General features: G+C 70.0%; 16 protein-coding genes. 3 read left to right on the forward strand and 13 right to left on the reverse strand.

Translation table 11 applies throughout. The features are described from left to right. Nucleotides 1-12 precede the first annotated feature (12 nt). The 11 genes from BLW41_RS11155 to BLW41_RS00200 all read right to left on the reverse strand — a co-directional run bounded on the left by BLW41_RS11155 (nucleotide 13) and on the right by BLW41_RS00200 (nucleotide 10,868). Nucleotides 13-1,203, reverse strand: coding sequence for a phosphoglycerate kinase (locus tag BLW41_RS11155; protein WP_093117180.1), 1,191 nt, complete (start codon nucleotides 1,201-1,203; stop codon nucleotides 13-15). Nucleotides 1,204-1,256: 53 nt separating this feature from the next. Then, a complete protein-coding gene (gene gap / locus BLW41_RS00155) occupies nucleotides 1,257-2,276 on the reverse strand; it encodes a type I glyceraldehyde-3-phosphate dehydrogenase (RefSeq protein WP_093115114.1) in 1,020 nt (339 codons plus the stop codon). Between the two features lie 86 nt (nucleotides 2,277-2,362). Beyond that, nucleotides 2,363-3,439, reverse strand: coding sequence for a RapZ family nucleotide-binding protein (locus BLW41_RS00160; RefSeq protein WP_093115116.1), 1,077 nt, complete (start codon nucleotides 3,437-3,439; stop codon nucleotides 2,363-2,365). Next, a complete protein-coding gene (gene uvrC, locus BLW41_RS00165) occupies nucleotides 3,436-5,301 on the reverse strand; it encodes an excinuclease ABC subunit UvrC (RefSeq protein WP_093115118.1) in 1,866 nt (621 codons plus the stop codon). The genes BLW41_RS00160 and uvrC overlap by 4 nt, the downstream gene beginning before the upstream one ends. A 111-nt stretch (nucleotides 5,302-5,412) precedes the next feature. Then, nucleotides 5,413-5,877, reverse strand: coding sequence for a MaoC family dehydratase (locus BLW41_RS00170; protein ID WP_093115120.1), 465 nt, complete (start codon nucleotides 5,875-5,877; stop codon nucleotides 5,413-5,415). 67 nt (nucleotides 5,878-5,944) lie between these two features. Next, entirely contained in the window at nucleotides 5,945-7,393 is a 1,449-nt protein-coding gene (locus BLW41_RS00175; RefSeq protein ID WP_093115122.1) for a transglycosylase SLT domain-containing protein, read from the reverse strand. Nucleotides 7,394-7,643: 250 nt separating this feature from the next. Further along, entirely contained in the window at nucleotides 7,644-8,654 is a 1,011-nt protein-coding gene (locus BLW41_RS00180; protein WP_143038479.1) for a hypothetical protein, read from the reverse strand. A gap of 18 nt (nucleotides 8,655-8,672) precedes the next feature. After that, the gene (locus tag BLW41_RS00185; RefSeq protein WP_093115126.1) at nucleotides 8,673-9,023 is read right to left on the reverse strand and encodes a hypothetical protein; all 351 of its coding nucleotides are present in this window, start codon (nucleotides 9,021-9,023) and stop codon (nucleotides 8,673-8,675) included. Next, the gene (locus tag BLW41_RS00190) at nucleotides 9,020-9,373 is read right to left on the reverse strand and encodes a hypothetical protein (protein ID WP_093115128.1); all 354 of its coding nucleotides are present in this window, start codon (nucleotides 9,371-9,373) and stop codon (nucleotides 9,020-9,022) included. Before BLW41_RS00190 ends, BLW41_RS00185 begins: the two co-directional genes overlap by 4 nt. Nucleotides 9,374-9,556: 183 nt before the next feature. Continuing rightward, the gene (locus BLW41_RS00195) at nucleotides 9,557-9,913 is read right to left on the reverse strand and encodes a hypothetical protein (protein WP_093115130.1); all 357 of its coding nucleotides are present in this window, start codon (nucleotides 9,911-9,913) and stop codon (nucleotides 9,557-9,559) included. Nucleotides 9,914-10,040: 127 nt separating this feature from the next. Continuing rightward, the gene (locus BLW41_RS00200) at nucleotides 10,041-10,868 is read right to left on the reverse strand and encodes an undecaprenyl-diphosphate phosphatase (RefSeq protein ID WP_093115132.1); all 828 of its coding nucleotides are present in this window, start codon (nucleotides 10,866-10,868) and stop codon (nucleotides 10,041-10,043) included. A 129-nt stretch (nucleotides 10,869-10,997) separates the two neighbouring features. Here BLW41_RS00200 and BLW41_RS00205 point away from each other — a divergent pair, with 129 nt between their 5' ends. Next, the gene (locus BLW41_RS00205; protein ID WP_093115134.1) at nucleotides 10,998-11,270 is read left to right on the forward strand and encodes a hypothetical protein; all 273 of its coding nucleotides are present in this window, start codon (nucleotides 10,998-11,000) and stop codon (nucleotides 11,268-11,270) included. Between the two features lie 34 nt (nucleotides 11,271-11,304). Beyond that, nucleotides 11,305-12,057, forward strand: a complete 753-nt coding sequence (locus tag BLW41_RS00210; protein WP_093115136.1) for a crotonase/enoyl-CoA hydratase family protein — start codon at nucleotides 11,305-11,307, stop codon at nucleotides 12,055-12,057. Between the two features lie 55 nt (nucleotides 12,058-12,112). On the opposite strand, the gene BLW41_RS00215 is transcribed toward BLW41_RS00210, so the two are convergent. Further along, nucleotides 12,113-13,579, reverse strand: a complete 1,467-nt coding sequence (locus BLW41_RS00215; protein WP_093115138.1) for a glycosyltransferase family 4 protein — start codon at nucleotides 13,577-13,579, stop codon at nucleotides 12,113-12,115. A 142-nt stretch (nucleotides 13,580-13,721) separates the two neighbouring features. Further along, nucleotides 13,722-14,903: a GGDEF domain-containing protein gene (locus BLW41_RS00220; RefSeq protein WP_093115140.1), complete on the reverse strand. Its 1,182-nt coding sequence runs from the start codon at nucleotides 14,901-14,903 to the stop codon at nucleotides 13,722-13,724. Nucleotides 14,904-15,255: 352 nt separating this feature from the next. On the opposite strand from BLW41_RS00220, the gene BLW41_RS00225 reads away from it, so the two are divergent. Next, nucleotides 15,256-15,834 (forward strand): hypothetical protein, encoded by a 579-nt coding sequence (locus BLW41_RS00225; protein WP_093115142.1) that lies wholly within the window; start codon nucleotides 15,256-15,258, stop codon nucleotides 15,832-15,834. Nucleotides 15,835-15,919: the final 85 nt, after the last annotated feature.

Raw genomic sequence — 15,919 nt, forward strand, 5'->3', positions numbered from 1 at the left:
ACGCCCGACGCCTCAGGCGTCATCGAGCGCTTCGACGCCCGGAAGCTTTCGGCCCTCCAACAACTCGAGCGCAGCGCCGCCCCCCGTCGAAACGTGGTCTACCCGCGTGTCGAGCCCGAAGGCTACCAGCGCCGCAGCGGAATCGCCCCCGCCGACGACGGTCCTACCGGGCGCCTCGGCAACTGCTTCGGCGAGGGCTCGCGTACCCACCGCGAACGGCTCAAGCTCGAAAGCCCCCAGCGGTCCGTTCCAGAAGACGCAGCCCGCGCGCTTCACCCGCTCGGCGTATTCGCGAGCGGTCTGCGGACCTATGTCGAGGCCCATCCAGCCATCCGGCACGTCGACGCCGTCGAGCTCCCGTCTTTCGGCGTCGGCCGCGAAACGATCACCCACCACCAGGTCGCGCGGCAGCACCAGCTCGCAAGGTGTGCCGCCCGCTCGCTCGAGCACTCGCCGGGCGAGCTCCACGCCCTCCTCCTCGACCAGCGATGCGCCGGTCGCATGGCCCTGCGCCCGGAAGAAGGCGAAGCACATCGCGCCACCGATCAGGAGCTCGTCGGCAAGCTCCAGGAAGCGCTCGATCAGCTTGATCTTGTCGGTCACCTTCGCGCCACCGAGCACCACCACGAAGGGGCGCGGCGGGTCCTCGAGCAGGCGCTCCAGCGTCGTCACCTCGCGCTCCAAAAGGAAACCGGCGACGGCCGGACGCAAAAACGCGCAGACGCCGGCGGTCGAAGCGTGGGCGCGGTGGGCGGCCCCGAAAGCATCGTTGACGTAGGCGCGAGCCAGCGCGGCGAGACGCTGCGCGAAGGCCGGATCGTTGGCCGTCTCCCCGGGCTCCCAGCGGAGGTTTTCGAGCAACACCACGTCCCCCGGCGCCGCCTGCTCGACGGCGCGACGGGAGTCGGGACCGGCGACGTCGCGGGCCAGCACCACCTCCGAGCCAAGGAGCTCGGAAAGCCGCTCGGCAACCGGTCGCAGGGAGGTTTTTGGATCGGGTCCCTTGGGCCGACCGAGGTGCGAGCACAGCACCAGGCGCGCTCCGTGCTCTCGCAGGTACTCGATGGTCGGCAAGGCCGCGCGGATCCTGCGCTCGTCGGTGATGAGTCCGTCGACAAGCGGCACGTTGAAGTCAGCGCGCACAAGCACCGGAGTGCCTGCAGCCAGCTCGAGGTCACGGACCGTGCGCTTACGGAAGCGCACGCCCGGCTCGGCGCCTACGCTGCCTTGGTCGGCGGTCACCGCGGGTCCGACGGTCAGCCGACGCGTGTGCCCGCGAGGACCCGCTCGGCAAGCTCGACGACGCGGTTCGAGTAGCCCCACTCGTTGTCGTACCAGGCGACGACCTTGAGTAGGCGATCCTCGATCATCATCGTGAGCTGCGCATCGAAGATCGACGAGTAGGGGGAGCGGACGATGTCGGTCGAGACGATCGGATCCTCCGTGTACTTGAGGATCCCTTCGAGCTCCCCGCGGTCGGCGCGATCGCGCACCGCCGCGTTGACTTCCTCGACGCTGGTTGAACGAGTGGTCCGCACCACCAGATCGACGACCGAGCCGGTGCTCACCGGTGCCCGTACGGCGATCCCGTTGAGCTTGCCGGCCAGCTCGGGGATCACGAGACCAATGGCGCGCGCGGCGCCCGTGGAGGTCGGAACCAGGTTGATCGCCGCTGCCCGCGCCCGCCTGAGGTCTTTGTGGGGAGCGTCCTGCAGGCGCTGGTCGGCGGTGTAGGCGTGGACAGTGGTCATCACGCCGTGCTCGATCCCGACCGCCTCGTGCAGGACTTTCGCCACCGGCGCCAGGCAGTTCGTGGTGCACGAGGCGTTGGAGATCACGTGGTGGCGCTCGGGGTCATAGGCGTCGTCGTTGACGCCGAGCGCGATCGTAACGTCGGGGTTCTTAGCGGGCGCCGAGATGATCACCTTGCTGGCGCCCGCGCTTAGGTGCTTAGCGGCGTCGTCGCGGTTGGTGAACAGCCCGGTCGATTCGATCACCACGTCGACACCGAGCTCGCGCCACGGCAGGGCCGCCGGGTCACGCTCGGCCAGGACCTTGATCTCGCGACCGTCCACGACCAGCGCGTCCGCGGTGTGTTCGACGGAACCTGGAAACGGCCCGTAGTTCGAGTCGTAGCGCAGAAGGTGGGCGAGCGTGGCGGTGTCCGTGATGTCGTTGACCGCCACCCACTCGATGTCGGCGCCGCGCTCGTAGGCGGCGCGGAAGACGTTGCGGCCGATCCTTCCGAAACCGTTGATCGCAGCTCTCAGCGGCATCTGGGCGTCCTCGCGGTCGGTTGAGTCCTGCGGGTATGAGGCGGGGGCAGGCGGTGCGCTCGTGCGCCCCCGACAGGTCCTGGAATCTACCCGACCGGGGAACTCGCTGGCGGCCGGCGGTCGATGTCGCGGTGGACGATGTCGACCAGGTAACGCCCGGCCCGCGCCAGCTCGCGGCCGAGCCATTCAGCGACCGCCACGGAGCGGTGCCGACCGCCGGTGCAGCCGATGCCAACGGTGAGGTGCGCGCGCCCCTCGCGCTCGTAGCGGGGAAGCAGGAAGCTCAGGAGGTCGAGCAGTCGACGCTCGAGCTCCGCGGTCTCGGCGCTGCGGTCGATGAAGCTACGCACCGCGCGGTCGAGACCGGTTAGTTCCCGTAGCTCGGGCTCGTAGTGGGGGTTCGGCAGGAAACGCACGTCGAAGACCAGGTCGACGTCGCGGGGCGTGCCGTGCTTGAAGCCGAAGCTCAACACCGTCACCGCCAGGCGTGTGGTCTTGCCGTGGGGCAGCATCTTCTCGGCGACGACCCGGCGCAGTCGACTGGCGCTGAGCTCCGAGGTGTCGATCACCACGTCCGCGCGTTCCTTGAGCGGCTCGAGCAGGCGCCGCTCGAGCCTGATCGCTCGCTCCAGCTGACCAGCCCGCAGCTCCTCCGGAGCGACCGCCGCGCGGCCAACGGGCGACGCCTGCGTCGGTTGCCCGCCCGCGCGTCCGCCGGCGTCGCCCGCCGAGGGCTGCTCGCCCGCACGTCCGCCGGCGTCGCCCGCCGACGGGTCCTCGCCGCGCAGCACGCCCGTGCTCGCGATTGGCGACTCGAGCTGAGCGAGCGGGTGACGCCGCCGCGTCTCCTTAAAACGGTTCAGCAGGACGTCCTCAGAGGCTTCTAGGTAGAGCACTCGGTGCGGCGTGCCGCGCTCAGCGAGTCGGTCGAGCGCCCGCCAAAGGCCCTCGAAGAAGTGCCCCCCGCGCACGTCGCAGACGACCGCCGCCCGTTCGACGTTCGCCCCCTCATGCTCGAGGAGGTCGGCGAGGCTCTCGATCATGTCCGGCGGCAGGTTGTCAACACAGAAGTAGCCGGCGTCCTCGAAACAGGCCATCGCCTGGCTCTTGCCGGCGCCCGAGAAGCCGGTGATCACGACGAGATCGCGGAGCGGCGCAGTCATCGGACCTTGTGGAGTTGCTCGTGGATGCGGCGCGCGATCTTGGGTGGCAGGCCGGGAACCGCCTCGAGCTCTTCGCGCGTAGCTTCGAGCACCCGCTCGGGCGAGCCGAAGTGCCGCAGAATCGCGCGCTTGCGCGCCGGACCGATGCCCGGCAGCTCGTCGAGCAGGGAGCGCCGAAGGTCACGTGTCCGTCGCCGACGGTGGTAGTCGAGCGCGAAGCGGTGCGCCTCGTCACGGATTCGCTGCAGCAACTGCAGCTCGGGACTCGAGCGGTCAAGGCGGATCGGCTCTTCGGCACCGGGCAGGTAGATCTCCTCGAGGCGCTTGGCGAGCGCGCAGACGGCCACCCCAGCGGCTCGCAGCTCGTCGAGCTCCGTGAGTCCCGCCGAGAGCTGGCCGCGTCCGCCGTCGATCAGGATGAGATCGGGCGTGGCGGCGAAGCTCGGGTCGCGCTCGGGATCGTGCGGCGACAGCGCCAGCTGACGCCGACGCTCCTCTACTCGCCGGCGTAGCACTTGGGCGATCGCGGCGAAGTCGTCCTGCACCACCTCGCGTACGGCGAAGCGCCGATAGTGAGCCTTTTTGGGCAGCGCCCCCTCGAAGACGACCAGCGCCGCGACGGTGTGCGCGTGCATCAAGTTGGAGATGTCGACCGCCTCGATCCGCATCGGCAGCCGCTCGAGCCGCAGCGCGCTGCGCAAGCGCTCGAGTGTCTCGATGCGGTGGCTGCGGCGCCGCTGTGCGCGCAGGCGATCTTGGCTGAGCGCGAGCTCCGCGTTGCGCAGCGCTAGTTCCAGGATGCGACGCTTGTCGCCGCGCTCGGCAACCCGCACCTCGACGCGCGCCCCCCGTTTGCGCGCGAGCGCCTCGGCGATCTCGCCGATACTCGCGACGCCCGCTTGTACGACCACCTCGGGGGGCACCGAGAGCGCGCCTTCGTAGTACTGGAGCAGGAACTCCTCGGCGACCTCGGGCGCGGTGCGCTGCGCGGGATTGTCGAGATAGAAGCTCTGGCGGTCGGCGAGCACGCCATCGCGGACACGGAAGATCTGCGCGTTGGCGTCGGTGCCGGACACCGCGACCGCGACCACGTCGACGTCGCCCACCGCGGCGTTGGCGATCCGCTGGCGCTCGAGCAGCGCTCGCACCGCCTGCAGCCGGTCACGCAGCCGCGCCGCACGCTCGAACTCCTGGCGGGCCGCAGCGCGCTGCATCTCCTCCTCGAGCTCCCGCTCGACGGCGCGGTAACGACCCGACAGGAAGTCGATGATCGCCTCGATCGAACGCCGGTATTCGGCCGCGCTGACGTAGCCCACACAGGGCGCTTGGCAGCGCTCGATGTGGTAGTCGAGGCAGGGGCTACCGGAAGCCCGCCCCGGACGCTCGCCCTCGCAGGTCCGGAACTGGAAGATCCGTCCCAGCAGGTCCAGCGTCTCGCGCACTTTGCGGGCGTTCGAGAAGGGTCCGAAGTAGATGCGGCCCGGCCGGTGTCGCTCGCGGGTGAAGTAGACGCGCGGGAACTCCTCATCGAGGGAGATCGCGATGAACGGGTACGACTTGTCGTCGCGCAGGCGGACGTTGTAGATCGGCCGATGCAGCTTGATGAAGCGCTGCTCGGCGAGCAGCGCTTCGGCCTCGGTGTCGGTGACCAGGAACTCGATCTCCGCGACGGCGTCCGCTAGTGACCGCGTGCCGCGACCGCGGCGCGAGAAGTGCGAGTTGACGCGCTTGCGCAGCGAGCGCGCCTTGCCGACGTAGATCACCCGCCCGCGCTCGTCGCGGAACAGGTACACGCCCGGCGCGTCGGGAAGGCTCCGGCGCTGCTCCTCTACCTGTTCCTGCGCGGCGCGGGCGGTGTCCAAACCTCGCTCAAGGCAAGGTTAGGGGTAGCGCGTGACTGCTGGCCGCTCGCCCCAGGCAAGCCCGCAAGGCGCTGAGGCAGCCGGCGCCGCTTCCGCGCGCGACCCGTGTCCTCAAGCGAGCAGCCGCACCACCGAGTCAGCGACGCAGGCCGGCTTCTTGGAGCCCTCGACCTCAACCGTGAAGCGCTGCACGAGTTGCCACCAGCCGTTTCCAACCTCTTCGAACTCGACCGTCTGGCAGGAGACACGAATGCGCGCGCCCGACGGCACCGGAGCCGGGAAGCGGACCTTGTTCCAGCCGTAGTTGATCGCCATCCGGAAACCCTCAAGCGCGACCAGTTGGGAGCGGAAGCCGTCGATCAGCGAGAGCGTGAGGTTGCCGTGGGCGATCGTCGTACCGAAGGGGCTCTCGCGCTTAGCGCGCTCGCGGTCCACGTGAATCCACTGGTGGTCACCGGTGAGATCCGCGAACGTGTCAATCATCTCCTGCGTTACGGGGCGCCAGTCGCTCGGCCCGATCGTCTGCCCAACCAGCGCCTTGACGTCCTCAACTCCGTTGACCGTGACCTGTGTCATGGCTCGGGAGCCTAGAAGGCCACGGCCGTCGCGGGTTGTGCAGCATCGCTCTTGCTCGGGCTGCGAGCTAGGCGGCGAGCGCGATCGCCAATCGTTGGCTGGAGATCTCGCCGACTCCGCCAAGGAGCCCGAGGATGCGGGCGACGTACGCGCGCGTCTCGACAAACGGCGGGACGCCACCGTATCGATCTACTGCGGCGGGCCCGGCGTTGTAGGCAGCGAGCGCGAGTGCCAGCTTGCCGCCGTAGCGGTCCAAGAGGTCGCGCATCAAGTGGGCTTGCGCGTCGATCGCCTGCCAGGGGTCGAAGGGATCGCGCAAGCCGTAGGCGCGGGCGGTTGCCGGCATGAATTGGGCGATGCCCAGCGCGCCGGCGGTACTGCGCGCGAAGGGGTTGAATCCTGACTCGGCGTAGAGCTGTGCGGCGAGCAGCGCAGAAGACACGTTCCAGCGCTGGGCGGCCCGAGCGATCGGTGCTTCGAGGTGCGCAGGGACGAAGGCCGGCAGGCCACTCGTGATCCGCGAGTGATCGCCGCCGGGCGGCTCCCAGGAGCCGCGCTCGTACTGGGCGGGGTGCTCGCGGTCGCGGGGGTTCGGGCCAAAGCCGAAGTGCCAGGCCTCCCACGCGTAACGCTTGATGAAACCGAAACGACGGGCGTTGCGTGCTAGCCAGGGCCAGGCCGCGGGTGGTCCGAGATCGAGCTCGGTGCCGTAGCGATGGAGGCTCGTGCCGGGCGGTGCCACCCACCGTGGGTTCGGGTTGGCTGCATACAGCCGTGCCTGCTCCGCGTCGGAGCGGTAGGCACTGGTGATCGCAAGCGCCAGGTGTGCCTCGCGCCAGGCGGCCGCCGCCATCCGGTCGAAGGCTCGCGCTACTTCAGGGCGCATGCCTTTTCCCTGGCGATAGGCGAGGGGTCCACCGTAGCCACCCCCAGCCGCCACCGCGTCTGCGGCGACGGTCGCGTCGCCCGCCGTCACGAGCTCGGCGACGGCGCGCACCTCGGCGCGGAGCCGCGGGTCGCCGGCGCGCTTGCGGGCAATCGGCGTCTCCACGCTGTCAGCGACGGCCACGGTCACCTGGGTGGTGGCGAAACCCGGGCCGAAGGCGACACGCGCCCGCTGCCAGCGCACACCGTTGGCAGCAAGCGTTTTGCGAGCTGCTTGCGCGGCGAGCGCACGGTATTCGGGCTCGTCGAGGTGCGCGGGATTCGGCCTCCCGTCGGCGAGTGTCGGTGGCGTGAAGAGGCGCTGGTAGTTCGCCGCCATCGCGCGGGCCGCACTGAGCGCAGCGAGATCGGTGGCCCTTTGCAAACGCCCCTTCCCGAGCAGTGCTGAAGCGAACGCCGAGAAGGCGACGGTGAGACCGGCCACGACCACGACTAGCCCGAGCGTGAAGGGGAGCGCTTGCGCGCGCTCGCCAGCGAAGCCCGGGAGCGGGCGCGTCGAACGTGCGCCCTCGCGGCGCCGGTACGCACGCGAGAGGTCTACGCCCATGCGGCGACCGTTACGCATGCCCATGCGCCGACGGTGACGCGGAGGAGCGCACGTGCGCGTTGCGGGCGTTGCAATCGTGCGACGAAGATCCTCTGTAACCCGCGCGTCCCCCTCTGAAACCCGCGCGGTCCCTTGTCTCGACCGCGCCACGCACGGTCCGCCCCACGCCGTTTGGCAGTTACGCCGTCTGGCGGCTACGCGGTCTGGCGGCTACGCCGTCTGGCGGCTACGCGGTCTGGCCGCTACGCGCTCTGGCGGCCACGGCGTCGCGCCACTACGCGAGCGGGCTGGCAGCTCCACAGTAGGCACGCCGAGACGCGCGGACGGTCTCGAAGGCGAGCGACCAGACCCTGTTCGCTGGTGCGGCCAACGCACCCGCCGTGAGCCCGGCGCGAGCGAGGCGCGCCGCGAGCGGTGCGTGCGGCAACTGCACGCACTCGGCCCTGCCGCCGACCGCGGCGGCGGCGTCACAAGCTGGCCGCTGGCGAGTGGTGGGAGCACCGCGGATCGCAACCGCGACGATCGCCGCGCCCTGCTCGGTAGGTGCCGAAGAGACGGTCAGCATTAGTTCGAACAGTGCGGGGTGGGTGTCTGCGCCCGCGACCACGACTAACGCGTCGAGCGCGCCGAGCACGGGATCGTCGAGCGCGCGCCGGCCGAGGTCAGCGACCAGCACCGAAACCCCGAGGTACGGAGCGATGGTGCGCAGACGATCGAGAGAGGACGCGAGCTCCTGTGGGCGCAATGCGCGATCCGCTGCGGACTGCGGAACCGCGAGCAAACAAAGACGACCGCAGCTGACCGCCGCGATCCCCGCGGCGCCGAGCCGCCGCGCCACCGTTCGCGCGCAACCGAGCGCCGGACGCAGGCCGCGCTGCGCATCGCAGCGAGGAGGTCGGACGTCCGCATCGGCGGCCGCGGATTCGGGCAGGTCGCGCGCGCTGGCGAGCGAAACGACGGGGGTCGGGCCGAAGCCGGGGCGCCTCGCCTGGGCGACCAGCGCCAACACGCGCGCAAGCGTAGTCGCACCCGCCCGCGGCCGCAGGCTCAGCACTCCCAACGCGAGCGCACGAGAACTGGGCGTTGTCCGATCGGCGTACGATCGCTCGCCCTGCTCGCTGGCTACGAGCTCCCCGAAGGCAGCACACCTCTGCGCCCTTAGCGGTGCTTCCCGCGCACGTCGCAGCGCCCGCGGGCGGCCGTGATTGGTCGCGCGCTCGTCGAGCGTGACGCGCTCGAAGAGGAAGTCGTCGAGCGCCCGTGCCACAGCAGCCAAACGACTCATCGGCACCGCCAGCTTCGGTCAGGGCTCGGCGACCGCGGCGCGTGCTTCGACGCGCAAAGCACGCTCGGAGATCCCGGGCACGAGCGACCGTGGCCTTAGCGCGACGACGATCTCGCGCTCGCCGACGGCCAGAGACAGCCGCTGACGCTGGGCGGGTGTCAGGGATTCGCGCACCGCTCGCACGGGATCGCCCCCCGCGACCAGCGCCAACGCGCCCGCTTCTGCGGCCGCCGCGGCGACCGCATGCGCTCGCCAGACCCAGAAAGCCTGCAAGGACGCGAGGCCGAGCACCACCAACAACAGCGCACCAGCGAGCGCCTCGATCGTCGCCTGGGCCCGTGAGCCGGTCAGTAGCCGGTCGCCGCTCATCGGGTTCGCCTGGCGAACGCTGGCGGTGCTTGTCGGCCGAGCGCTGCGCGACCGAACAGATTGACCTTTGCTGCCCCCCAAAAGACGCGCGCCACCACCCGCGTGCGCACGGTGCCCTCGTTGGTGCGCACCTCGAGCCCGCCCCGCAGGGAGGTCGGCAGCGCCGAGCGCGCGGCCACGAACGGGTCGTCGCCGACGGCGTGTGCCCGCGCAGCCACCCGCGCAGCGTTCTGGGCGAGCGTCGCAGCGTTACCTATTGCTGCCAACTGCCACGAGCCGCCAGCCACCACCAAAAGCAGCGCGACCGCGGCGAGCAACTCGATCGAGGCCTGCCCATGGTTTCGGCGCACGCTCGAAACTTCCCTCAGCCCGCTGCAAGCAACAGCAAACAGTGCAACGGAAGTGCAAATAAACGCTGCCGCCTGGGCCGCTTGGCGCCGAGACCTGAGATCGCGAACGTCGCCTCGCGCGCCCGCTAGCCACGCCGCCCCGCGCTCGCGGCCACTAGCCACGCCGCCCCGCGCTCGCGGCCACTAACTCAGCGTGCGGTAGCGCGTCCAAACCCACACCAGGCCGTAACAGGACCCGCCCAGCAAGGCGAGCCACAAGAGCAGCCCACCGCCACCGAGACCGAGCAGACGCGACGTCGCGGCGATCGTCCATGCCGCAAGACCGAGCGACCCGTACAGCACCAACCGCTGGCGTGTCGGCAGGGACTCGATCTCCACGCGATGACGTCGCCACAGCCGGATGGCAGCGACCGCCAACGCCCCCAGGAAGGCAAGCGTGAGCGCGGCTCCCACCAGTTGCAGAAAGCTCCCGCCCGCTGGCGCGAGCGCTAGCACCAGCGCGAGCAACGCCAGCAGCGCGAAGTTTCCGGCTCGCCGCATGCGACTGCAGACTAGCCGCCGGTGTCCGGTGCTCCACGCCGTAAACCCCCTCGGGCGCGCGGCGTCGTAGGAGAGCAGACCCGCGGCGGCCGTTTCAGGCGCCACACCCGCGGCGGCCGCTTCAGCTTCAGGAGATCAGACCGGCGGTGGCCAGCGCTAGAACCGCTGCTCCCAGCGCGACGCGGTAGACGACGAACGCGAACATCGTGTGCGTCTGCAGATAACGAAGCAAGAACGCGATCGAGGCGTAGCCCGTGACGAACGCCAGGCCGGTAGCGATCACCACGGCTCCCGCGCTCGCGGTTTGGTGGGCGCTGCCGTCGAGCAGCTTGTGTAGCTCGAACAAACCGCTGAGCACGATCGCAGGGATCGAAAGCAGGAACGAGAAGCGTGCGGCAGCAGCCCGTTCGAGTCCGAGCAACAGTCCCGCCGAGATCGTCGACCCGGAGCGCGAAACCCCCGGCACTAGCGCCAAGGCCTGAGCGAAGCCGACGGTCACGGCGTCGCGCAGCCGCACATCGCTGAGCGGACGCTGACGCGTGGCGACGCGCTCGGCAGCGAGCATCCCGAAGCCGACGACGATCAGCGCACCGGCGATCAGGTACAGGTTGCGCGCTTGCGTCTCGATCGCGTGCTGAAAGGCCAGGCCGAAGATCGAGATCGGCACGGTTGCCACGATCAAGAACCAACCGAGCCGAGCGTCGAGATCGACCGGCGCGAGGTCGCGTCGACGCACGCTGGCTAGCCAGGCGCGCGCTACTCGCCAAAGCTCACGTCGGAAGTAAAGGACCACGGCCACGGTCGTGCCCAACTGGACGACGGCCGTAAACGCGGCACCGGGGTCTCCCCACCCCGCAAACGCCGGCACGATGCGTAGATGCGCGGTGCTCGAGATCGGCAAGAATTCGGTGAGCCCTTGCACGATGCCGAGCACAATCGCTTCGATCGTCGACATAGAGCCTTCCTCGTTGGCGACAGACGTGATTTCGGGTCGCGCGAAGCGAGCCTCGGCCCCGAAGAGCGCCGAAAGCTAGCGAGTCGCCTCACCGCAAAGCGCGCGCAGCACCGATAGAGTTCGCGCGCGATGCAGTCTCGGCGATCCGCGCTTCCCAGGCTCTCGGCGACGCTCTTTGGGGGCTCGCTGCTTTCGTTGGTGCTCGCCTCACCGGCGCTGGCGTCGGACAACGGCGAGGGCTTGCTCGGCGAGACCAACGACAAGCTCGTCACTTTCTTCGCCCTTGGGGTCCTCGGGTTCTTCGTCGCCGTGGTGGTGATCGGGTCGCTCATCCAGGCGCTCCTCGAGCAGCGCAAGGAGCGCCAGAAGGCGCTCCACCTACGCCGCCGCATCGGCTGGTAGGCAGGTATACGGCGCGAGCGGGCGCTGAGCGGCGATGGCGGTCCGATACGAGCGTCAGGGGCCGGCCGCCGTCGTCACGATCGACCGTCCGGAGCGGCGCAACGCGATCGATGGGGAGACCGCGGAGGCGCTAGCTCGGGCGCTCGAGCGGTTCGAGCGCGATGACGCCTTCGTGATGATCCTGACCGGCGCTGGCAGCGAAGCGTTCTGCGCGGGCGCGGACCTCAAATCTTTCGAGACGCTGGCAGGACGGATCGCTGACCCAGGCGGCCCCCTCGGCTTTACCCACCGCACGGCTCGGAAACCGACCATCGCCGCGATCTCCGGCTGGTGCGTAGCCGGCGGCCTCGAGCTGGCCGCTTGGTGCGATCTGCGTATCGCGACCGTCGATGCCCGCTTCGGCTGCACCGAGCGGCGCTTCGGTGTGCCGCTCGTCGACGGCGGCACGCAACGCCTGCCGCGGCTGATCGGTCTCGGGCCGGCGCTCGACCTGATCCTGACCGGCCGGGTGATCGACGCCCGCCGTGCGCTCGAGCTTGGTCTCGTTAGCGAGGTCGTAGAGAGCGGCCGGCATCTTGCGCGCGCTCTCGAGGTCGCCGAGCTGATCGCCCGCTTCCCACGCCGCGCCTTGCTCGGCGACCGCGAGGCGGCACTACGCGCACACGACCTCACGCTCACCGAGGGCATAGAACTGGAGCGACGCCTCGGTGAGCGCGCGCTGAGCGAGGCCGCCGACGGCGCCAAGCGCTTCGCGGCTGGCGCCGGAAGGCACGCGGAGGACGTGTAGAACCGGACGTCGGGCGTCTGCGGAGGGCCGGACGCCCGGGGCTGACACAGGGCGGTCAGGCGTCTGCGGAACCGGCTGCGATGAGCGTCTGCGCACCCTCCCGCGCCGGCCGCCCTAGGACCACGTCCTCGTACACGCGAGCTAACCCCTGCGCCAGCGCCGGCCAGCCGTAGCGCGCCCGCGCCACCCGATAGGCCCGCTCTGCGCGCGCCCGCCGCTCGTGTTCGTCGCGCGCCGCCGCCACCATCGCGCGCGCCAGTGCCTGCTCGTCGTCGGGAGGCACGAGCCATCCGGTCACCCCATCCTCGACGATCTCCGCGGGCCCGTAGGCGTTCACTACGATCGGCGGCAGCCCACAGGCCATCGCCTCCACGATTACCGCACCAAACTCCTCGCGAACCGACGGCAGCACAAAAACGTCGGCCGCATTCAGCGCTTGCGGCAGCTCTTCGTGCCCGTGCCAGCCAGCGAGGAACGCGTAGCGGTTGCCGGTCTCGCGAATTGCCGCCAGCGGATGCTCGCCCTCCCATTCGCCAGGGAAACCACCGATGATCACGAGCGGCGCCGGTCGCTCGAGCTCGGCGAGAGCACGCGCGTGCGCTCGCACCAGTAGCGGGACGCGCTTCATCGCCGTGAAACGGCCAACGAAAACGAAGGTCGGTCCGCCCGCGCGGAAAGGCGCCAGGTCTTCCTCCCGGTAGGCAGCCGACCCGGGACGGCCCGACTCGTCCCAGCCGCGTGGCTCCTCCACCAGCCAGCGTCGCCACAGCTTGATCCGCTCGTCCGCCGGGAGCGGGCGCCGGTCGAACGCTTCGGGATCGAAGCCGTTGGGTGCCCAAACGACCCGCTCAGGCTCGACCCCGAGCTCAGCGGGGACCCGGCGCACGGCTTCGGGGGATAGCACCAGCAGTCGCTCGCACGCTTGCGCCCAACGCCGCATGCGCTGCGCCCAGCGCTCGGCGTAGGTCCAGGTTGGCGGGGCACCCTCACGGATGCGGTCGAGCATCGCCAGCTCGGTGCCGTGGATGTGGCCGATCCGCGGGACGTTCGGAAAGCGACGGATCGCCGCCTCGTGGATCGGCGTCAGATGGTGCAAGTGGAGGATGTCGGCGTGGTCCGCGTCGGCGGCCTCCAGTTGGTTCGACCAGAGGGCCACGAGTCGCTCAAAGGTCTCGTCGTCGACGCTCGCGTAGACACGGTCGGGAGCGCCCGGCCGGTCCTCGAAGGAGGGCTGGAACGGCGGCTCCGCGTGCAGCGGGTCGGGCGCGTCGCGCGCGGCCGTGAAATCGACGGCGCGCACGTCGAGCCCCGCGTAAAACGTCTCGGCATGCGACGGTTCCCCCGGCCGCCCGAGCGACCCGCAGACGATCGTGGTTTGCCAACCGCAGGCGCCCAGGCCGCGTGTGAGGTAACGCGCCACCTGCGCCGAGCCACCGCGCGGGAAGAAAGCCAAAGCCATCACGGCTCGACGGGCCGCTTCCGCGCGCTCGCGCAGGGAGCTCTCGCGTGATCGTTCTGGCACGGATGCGGCAGGCTAACGCCCGCTTGGGCCCGAGCGCGCCGGCAAGGCGGCGCCCAGTGGTTCGAGTCGGCGGACCAGAACCCGCTAATCCGACACTGCAAGGGTGCTGCCGCGCCCGTCCGAGGCGGCGAACCAGAACCCGCTAACCGGATGCTGAAAGGGGGCCGATCGCCGTGCCCTTGCCGGCCGCCTTGGCCGCCCGCAGGCGTGCGTCGGCGGCCGCGATCAGGTCCTCCGGCTTGCGTCCGTCCTGCGGCGCGATGGCGCCTCCGGCACTAGCTCCGAGGGCCATCTCCGCGGCTTCCGGGATACCGAGGTCGCGGGCTCGCGTTGGTACCGCCGCGACCGCACGCCGCGCGATCCGTTCGACCAGCGGAGGGTCGGCGCGGCTTACGACGATCGCGAACTCGTCACCGCCGAGGCGCACCAGCAGGTCGTGTTCGCGGATCACCGCGCGCAGCCGCGCCGCCGCCCCGCGGATCACGCGGTCGCCGATGAGGTACCCGAACTTCGTGTTGAACTGCTTGAAGCTGTCGAGGTCGATCACGATCAGTCCGGTCCCCCGCCACTCGTTGGCGTGCGCGAGCTCGCGCTCCAGGCGTGCGAGCATGGCGCGCCGGTTCCCGAGACCAGTGAGGTAGTCGGTCAAGGCGCGCAGGCGCTCGCGCTCACGCCAGGCGCGAGCGGCGTCGCGCGCCCGCGCCGCCAATAGGGCCCAAGCGCAGAAAAGCGGCAACAGCACCGCAGCCTCGCCGACCAGCTCCCGCTCTTCGGCCCCGCCCGTACCGACTACGCGCAAGCTCGCTAACCAACCGAAGTGCTCGGCGACCAGCGGTGCCAGGTAAGCCGCGAGCGCGATCGGAAAGTAGAAGCGAGCCTGCCGCCAGGGGAAGAAGTAAGCGATGTACAGGAGGATGAAGAGCGCGTAGAAACGAAAGGGCGAGCCCGGCCCGACGACGAGGCCCACGTAGCCGGTCAGGGCCAAGGCGCTAAGCCCCGGAACGTGCCACACCCATTCGCGAACACGCTCCCCTTGGAGCGTGAACAGGCAAAGCGCCCCCCAGGCAAGGCAGGCGCTGCCTGCAGCGAGCGCTAGCCGGTGCACCTCCGGCTGCCAGTAGACGGCGAGCCCGACCAGCAGGATCGTCGCTCCCCCCACGCACCAGAGCGCGCCGGCCACGCGCATCGCGAGCCGACGCTCCTCGGCTAACCGCCACCCCTGCGCCGATAGCTCGGCGCCCGCGCCTCTTTCGACCTCCTGAGCTACGCGTCGGACGCTAGCGCCAGCGGTGGCGTCGGTGCCATCTTCTCCGTCGTCCGCCACTCGCCGCCGGCGCGCGCCGGCGCTCCGCGATCGCCCAGCCACTGTCACCTACTCGCTCCGTACCCCTGCCTTTACGACCAGGCATCGGCAGCGGCAGCGGCTGTCTTGAACGACAAGCGAGCTCCGGGATCTGATCATGCGGGCGCCGGCGCACCCCCGTATCAGCGCAGGCCATTCCGCAGCACACGTTTCGACGGATGTTCGACTAATGCCGCGCATCCGCAGCGCCGATCTCCGGCTCTAGCCGGCCGGCACCGCACCGACCGGCAGAAGTGGAACCCCCCGAGCCCGGATCGGGCGCTTGCACCGACCGGACCCCGTCAGATCTCAAAGCCCGCTGGAGGAACCCGCCATGAGCCGTACTCGAAAGCTGCTTGCGACGCTCGCGACGGTCGGCACGCTCGGCTCGCTTGCCGCGTACGCCGCCTTCTCAGCCTTCTCGAGCTCGACCACCAACCCCGGCAATAACGTCTCTACGGGCACGGTCGTGCTGAGCGACAACGACGCCGGCGCCGCGCTCTACAACCTCACCAACCAGGCACCCAACAACGTTGTCCAGCGGTGCATCAAGGTGAGCTACACCGGTTCGCTCGACGCCGACGTGAAGCTGTACCTACCGGGCGGCTCGGTCGGCTCGCTCGGTCCGTACGTGAACCTGACGGTCGAGAAGGGCACGCAGGCGAGCCCCTCCTTCCCCAGCTGCTCCGGTTTCACTCCGCAGAGCACCGTTTACAACGGCACCCTGCAGAACTTCGCTGCGAGCTACAGCGGCTGGTCGAACGGTCTGGCCGTCTTCCCCGGCTCGCAGACCAAGTGGAACCCCGGCGACGAGCTCGTCTTCCGGTTCACGGTCTCGGTCCAGGACGACAACAACGCTCAGGGCCTTACCACCGGCTCGCACGCCTTCACCTGGGAAGCTCGTAACCAGTAAGCCGCCGGTCCCCCGCCGGAGTGTCGCCCGGCCGGCCGCCTAGCCGGCCGGGCGCACACGACGGACCCAAGCGGCACGCGAGGGT

The organism is Thermoleophilum album (assembly GCF_900108055.1).
Taxonomy (GTDB): Bacteria; Actinomycetota; Thermoleophilia; order Solirubrobacterales; family Thermoleophilaceae; genus Thermoleophilum; species Thermoleophilum album.

Coding starts and splice junctions, on each gene's coding strand:
- BLW41_RS00195 (WP_093115130.1), bottom strand. CDS start 9,913: ATGCGGCGAGCCGGAAACTTCGCGCTGCTGGCGTTGCTCGCGCTGGTG.
- BLW41_RS00160 (WP_093115116.1), bottom strand. CDS start 3,439: ATGACTGCGCCGCTCCGCGATCTCGTCGTGATCACCGGCTTCTCGGGC.
- gap (WP_093115114.1), bottom strand. CDS start 2,276: ATGCCGCTGAGAGCTGCGATCAACGGTTTCGGAAGGATCGGCCGCAAC.
- BLW41_RS00200 (WP_093115132.1), bottom strand. CDS start 10,868: ATGTCGACGATCGAAGCGATTGTGCTCGGCATCGTGCAAGGGCTCACC.
- BLW41_RS00225 (WP_093115142.1), top strand. CDS start 15,256: ATGAGCCGTACTCGAAAGCTGCTTGCGACGCTCGCGACGGTCGGCACG.
- BLW41_RS00185 (WP_093115126.1), bottom strand. CDS start 9,023: ATGAGCGGCGACCGGCTACTGACCGGCTCACGGGCCCAGGCGACGATC.
- BLW41_RS00180 (WP_143038479.1), bottom strand. CDS start 8,654: ATGAGTCGTTTGGCTGCTGTGGCACGGGCGCTCGACGACTTCCTCTTC.
- BLW41_RS00205 (WP_093115134.1), top strand. CDS start 10,998: ATGCAGTCTCGGCGATCCGCGCTTCCCAGGCTCTCGGCGACGCTCTTT.
- BLW41_RS00210 (WP_093115136.1), top strand. CDS start 11,305: ATGGCGGTCCGATACGAGCGTCAGGGGCCGGCCGCCGTCGTCACGATC.
- BLW41_RS00170 (WP_093115120.1), bottom strand. CDS start 5,877: ATGACACAGGTCACGGTCAACGGAGTTGAGGACGTCAAGGCGCTGGTT.
- BLW41_RS00175 (WP_093115122.1), bottom strand. CDS start 7,393: ATGGGCATGCGTAACGGTCGCCGCATGGGCGTAGACCTCTCGCGTGCG.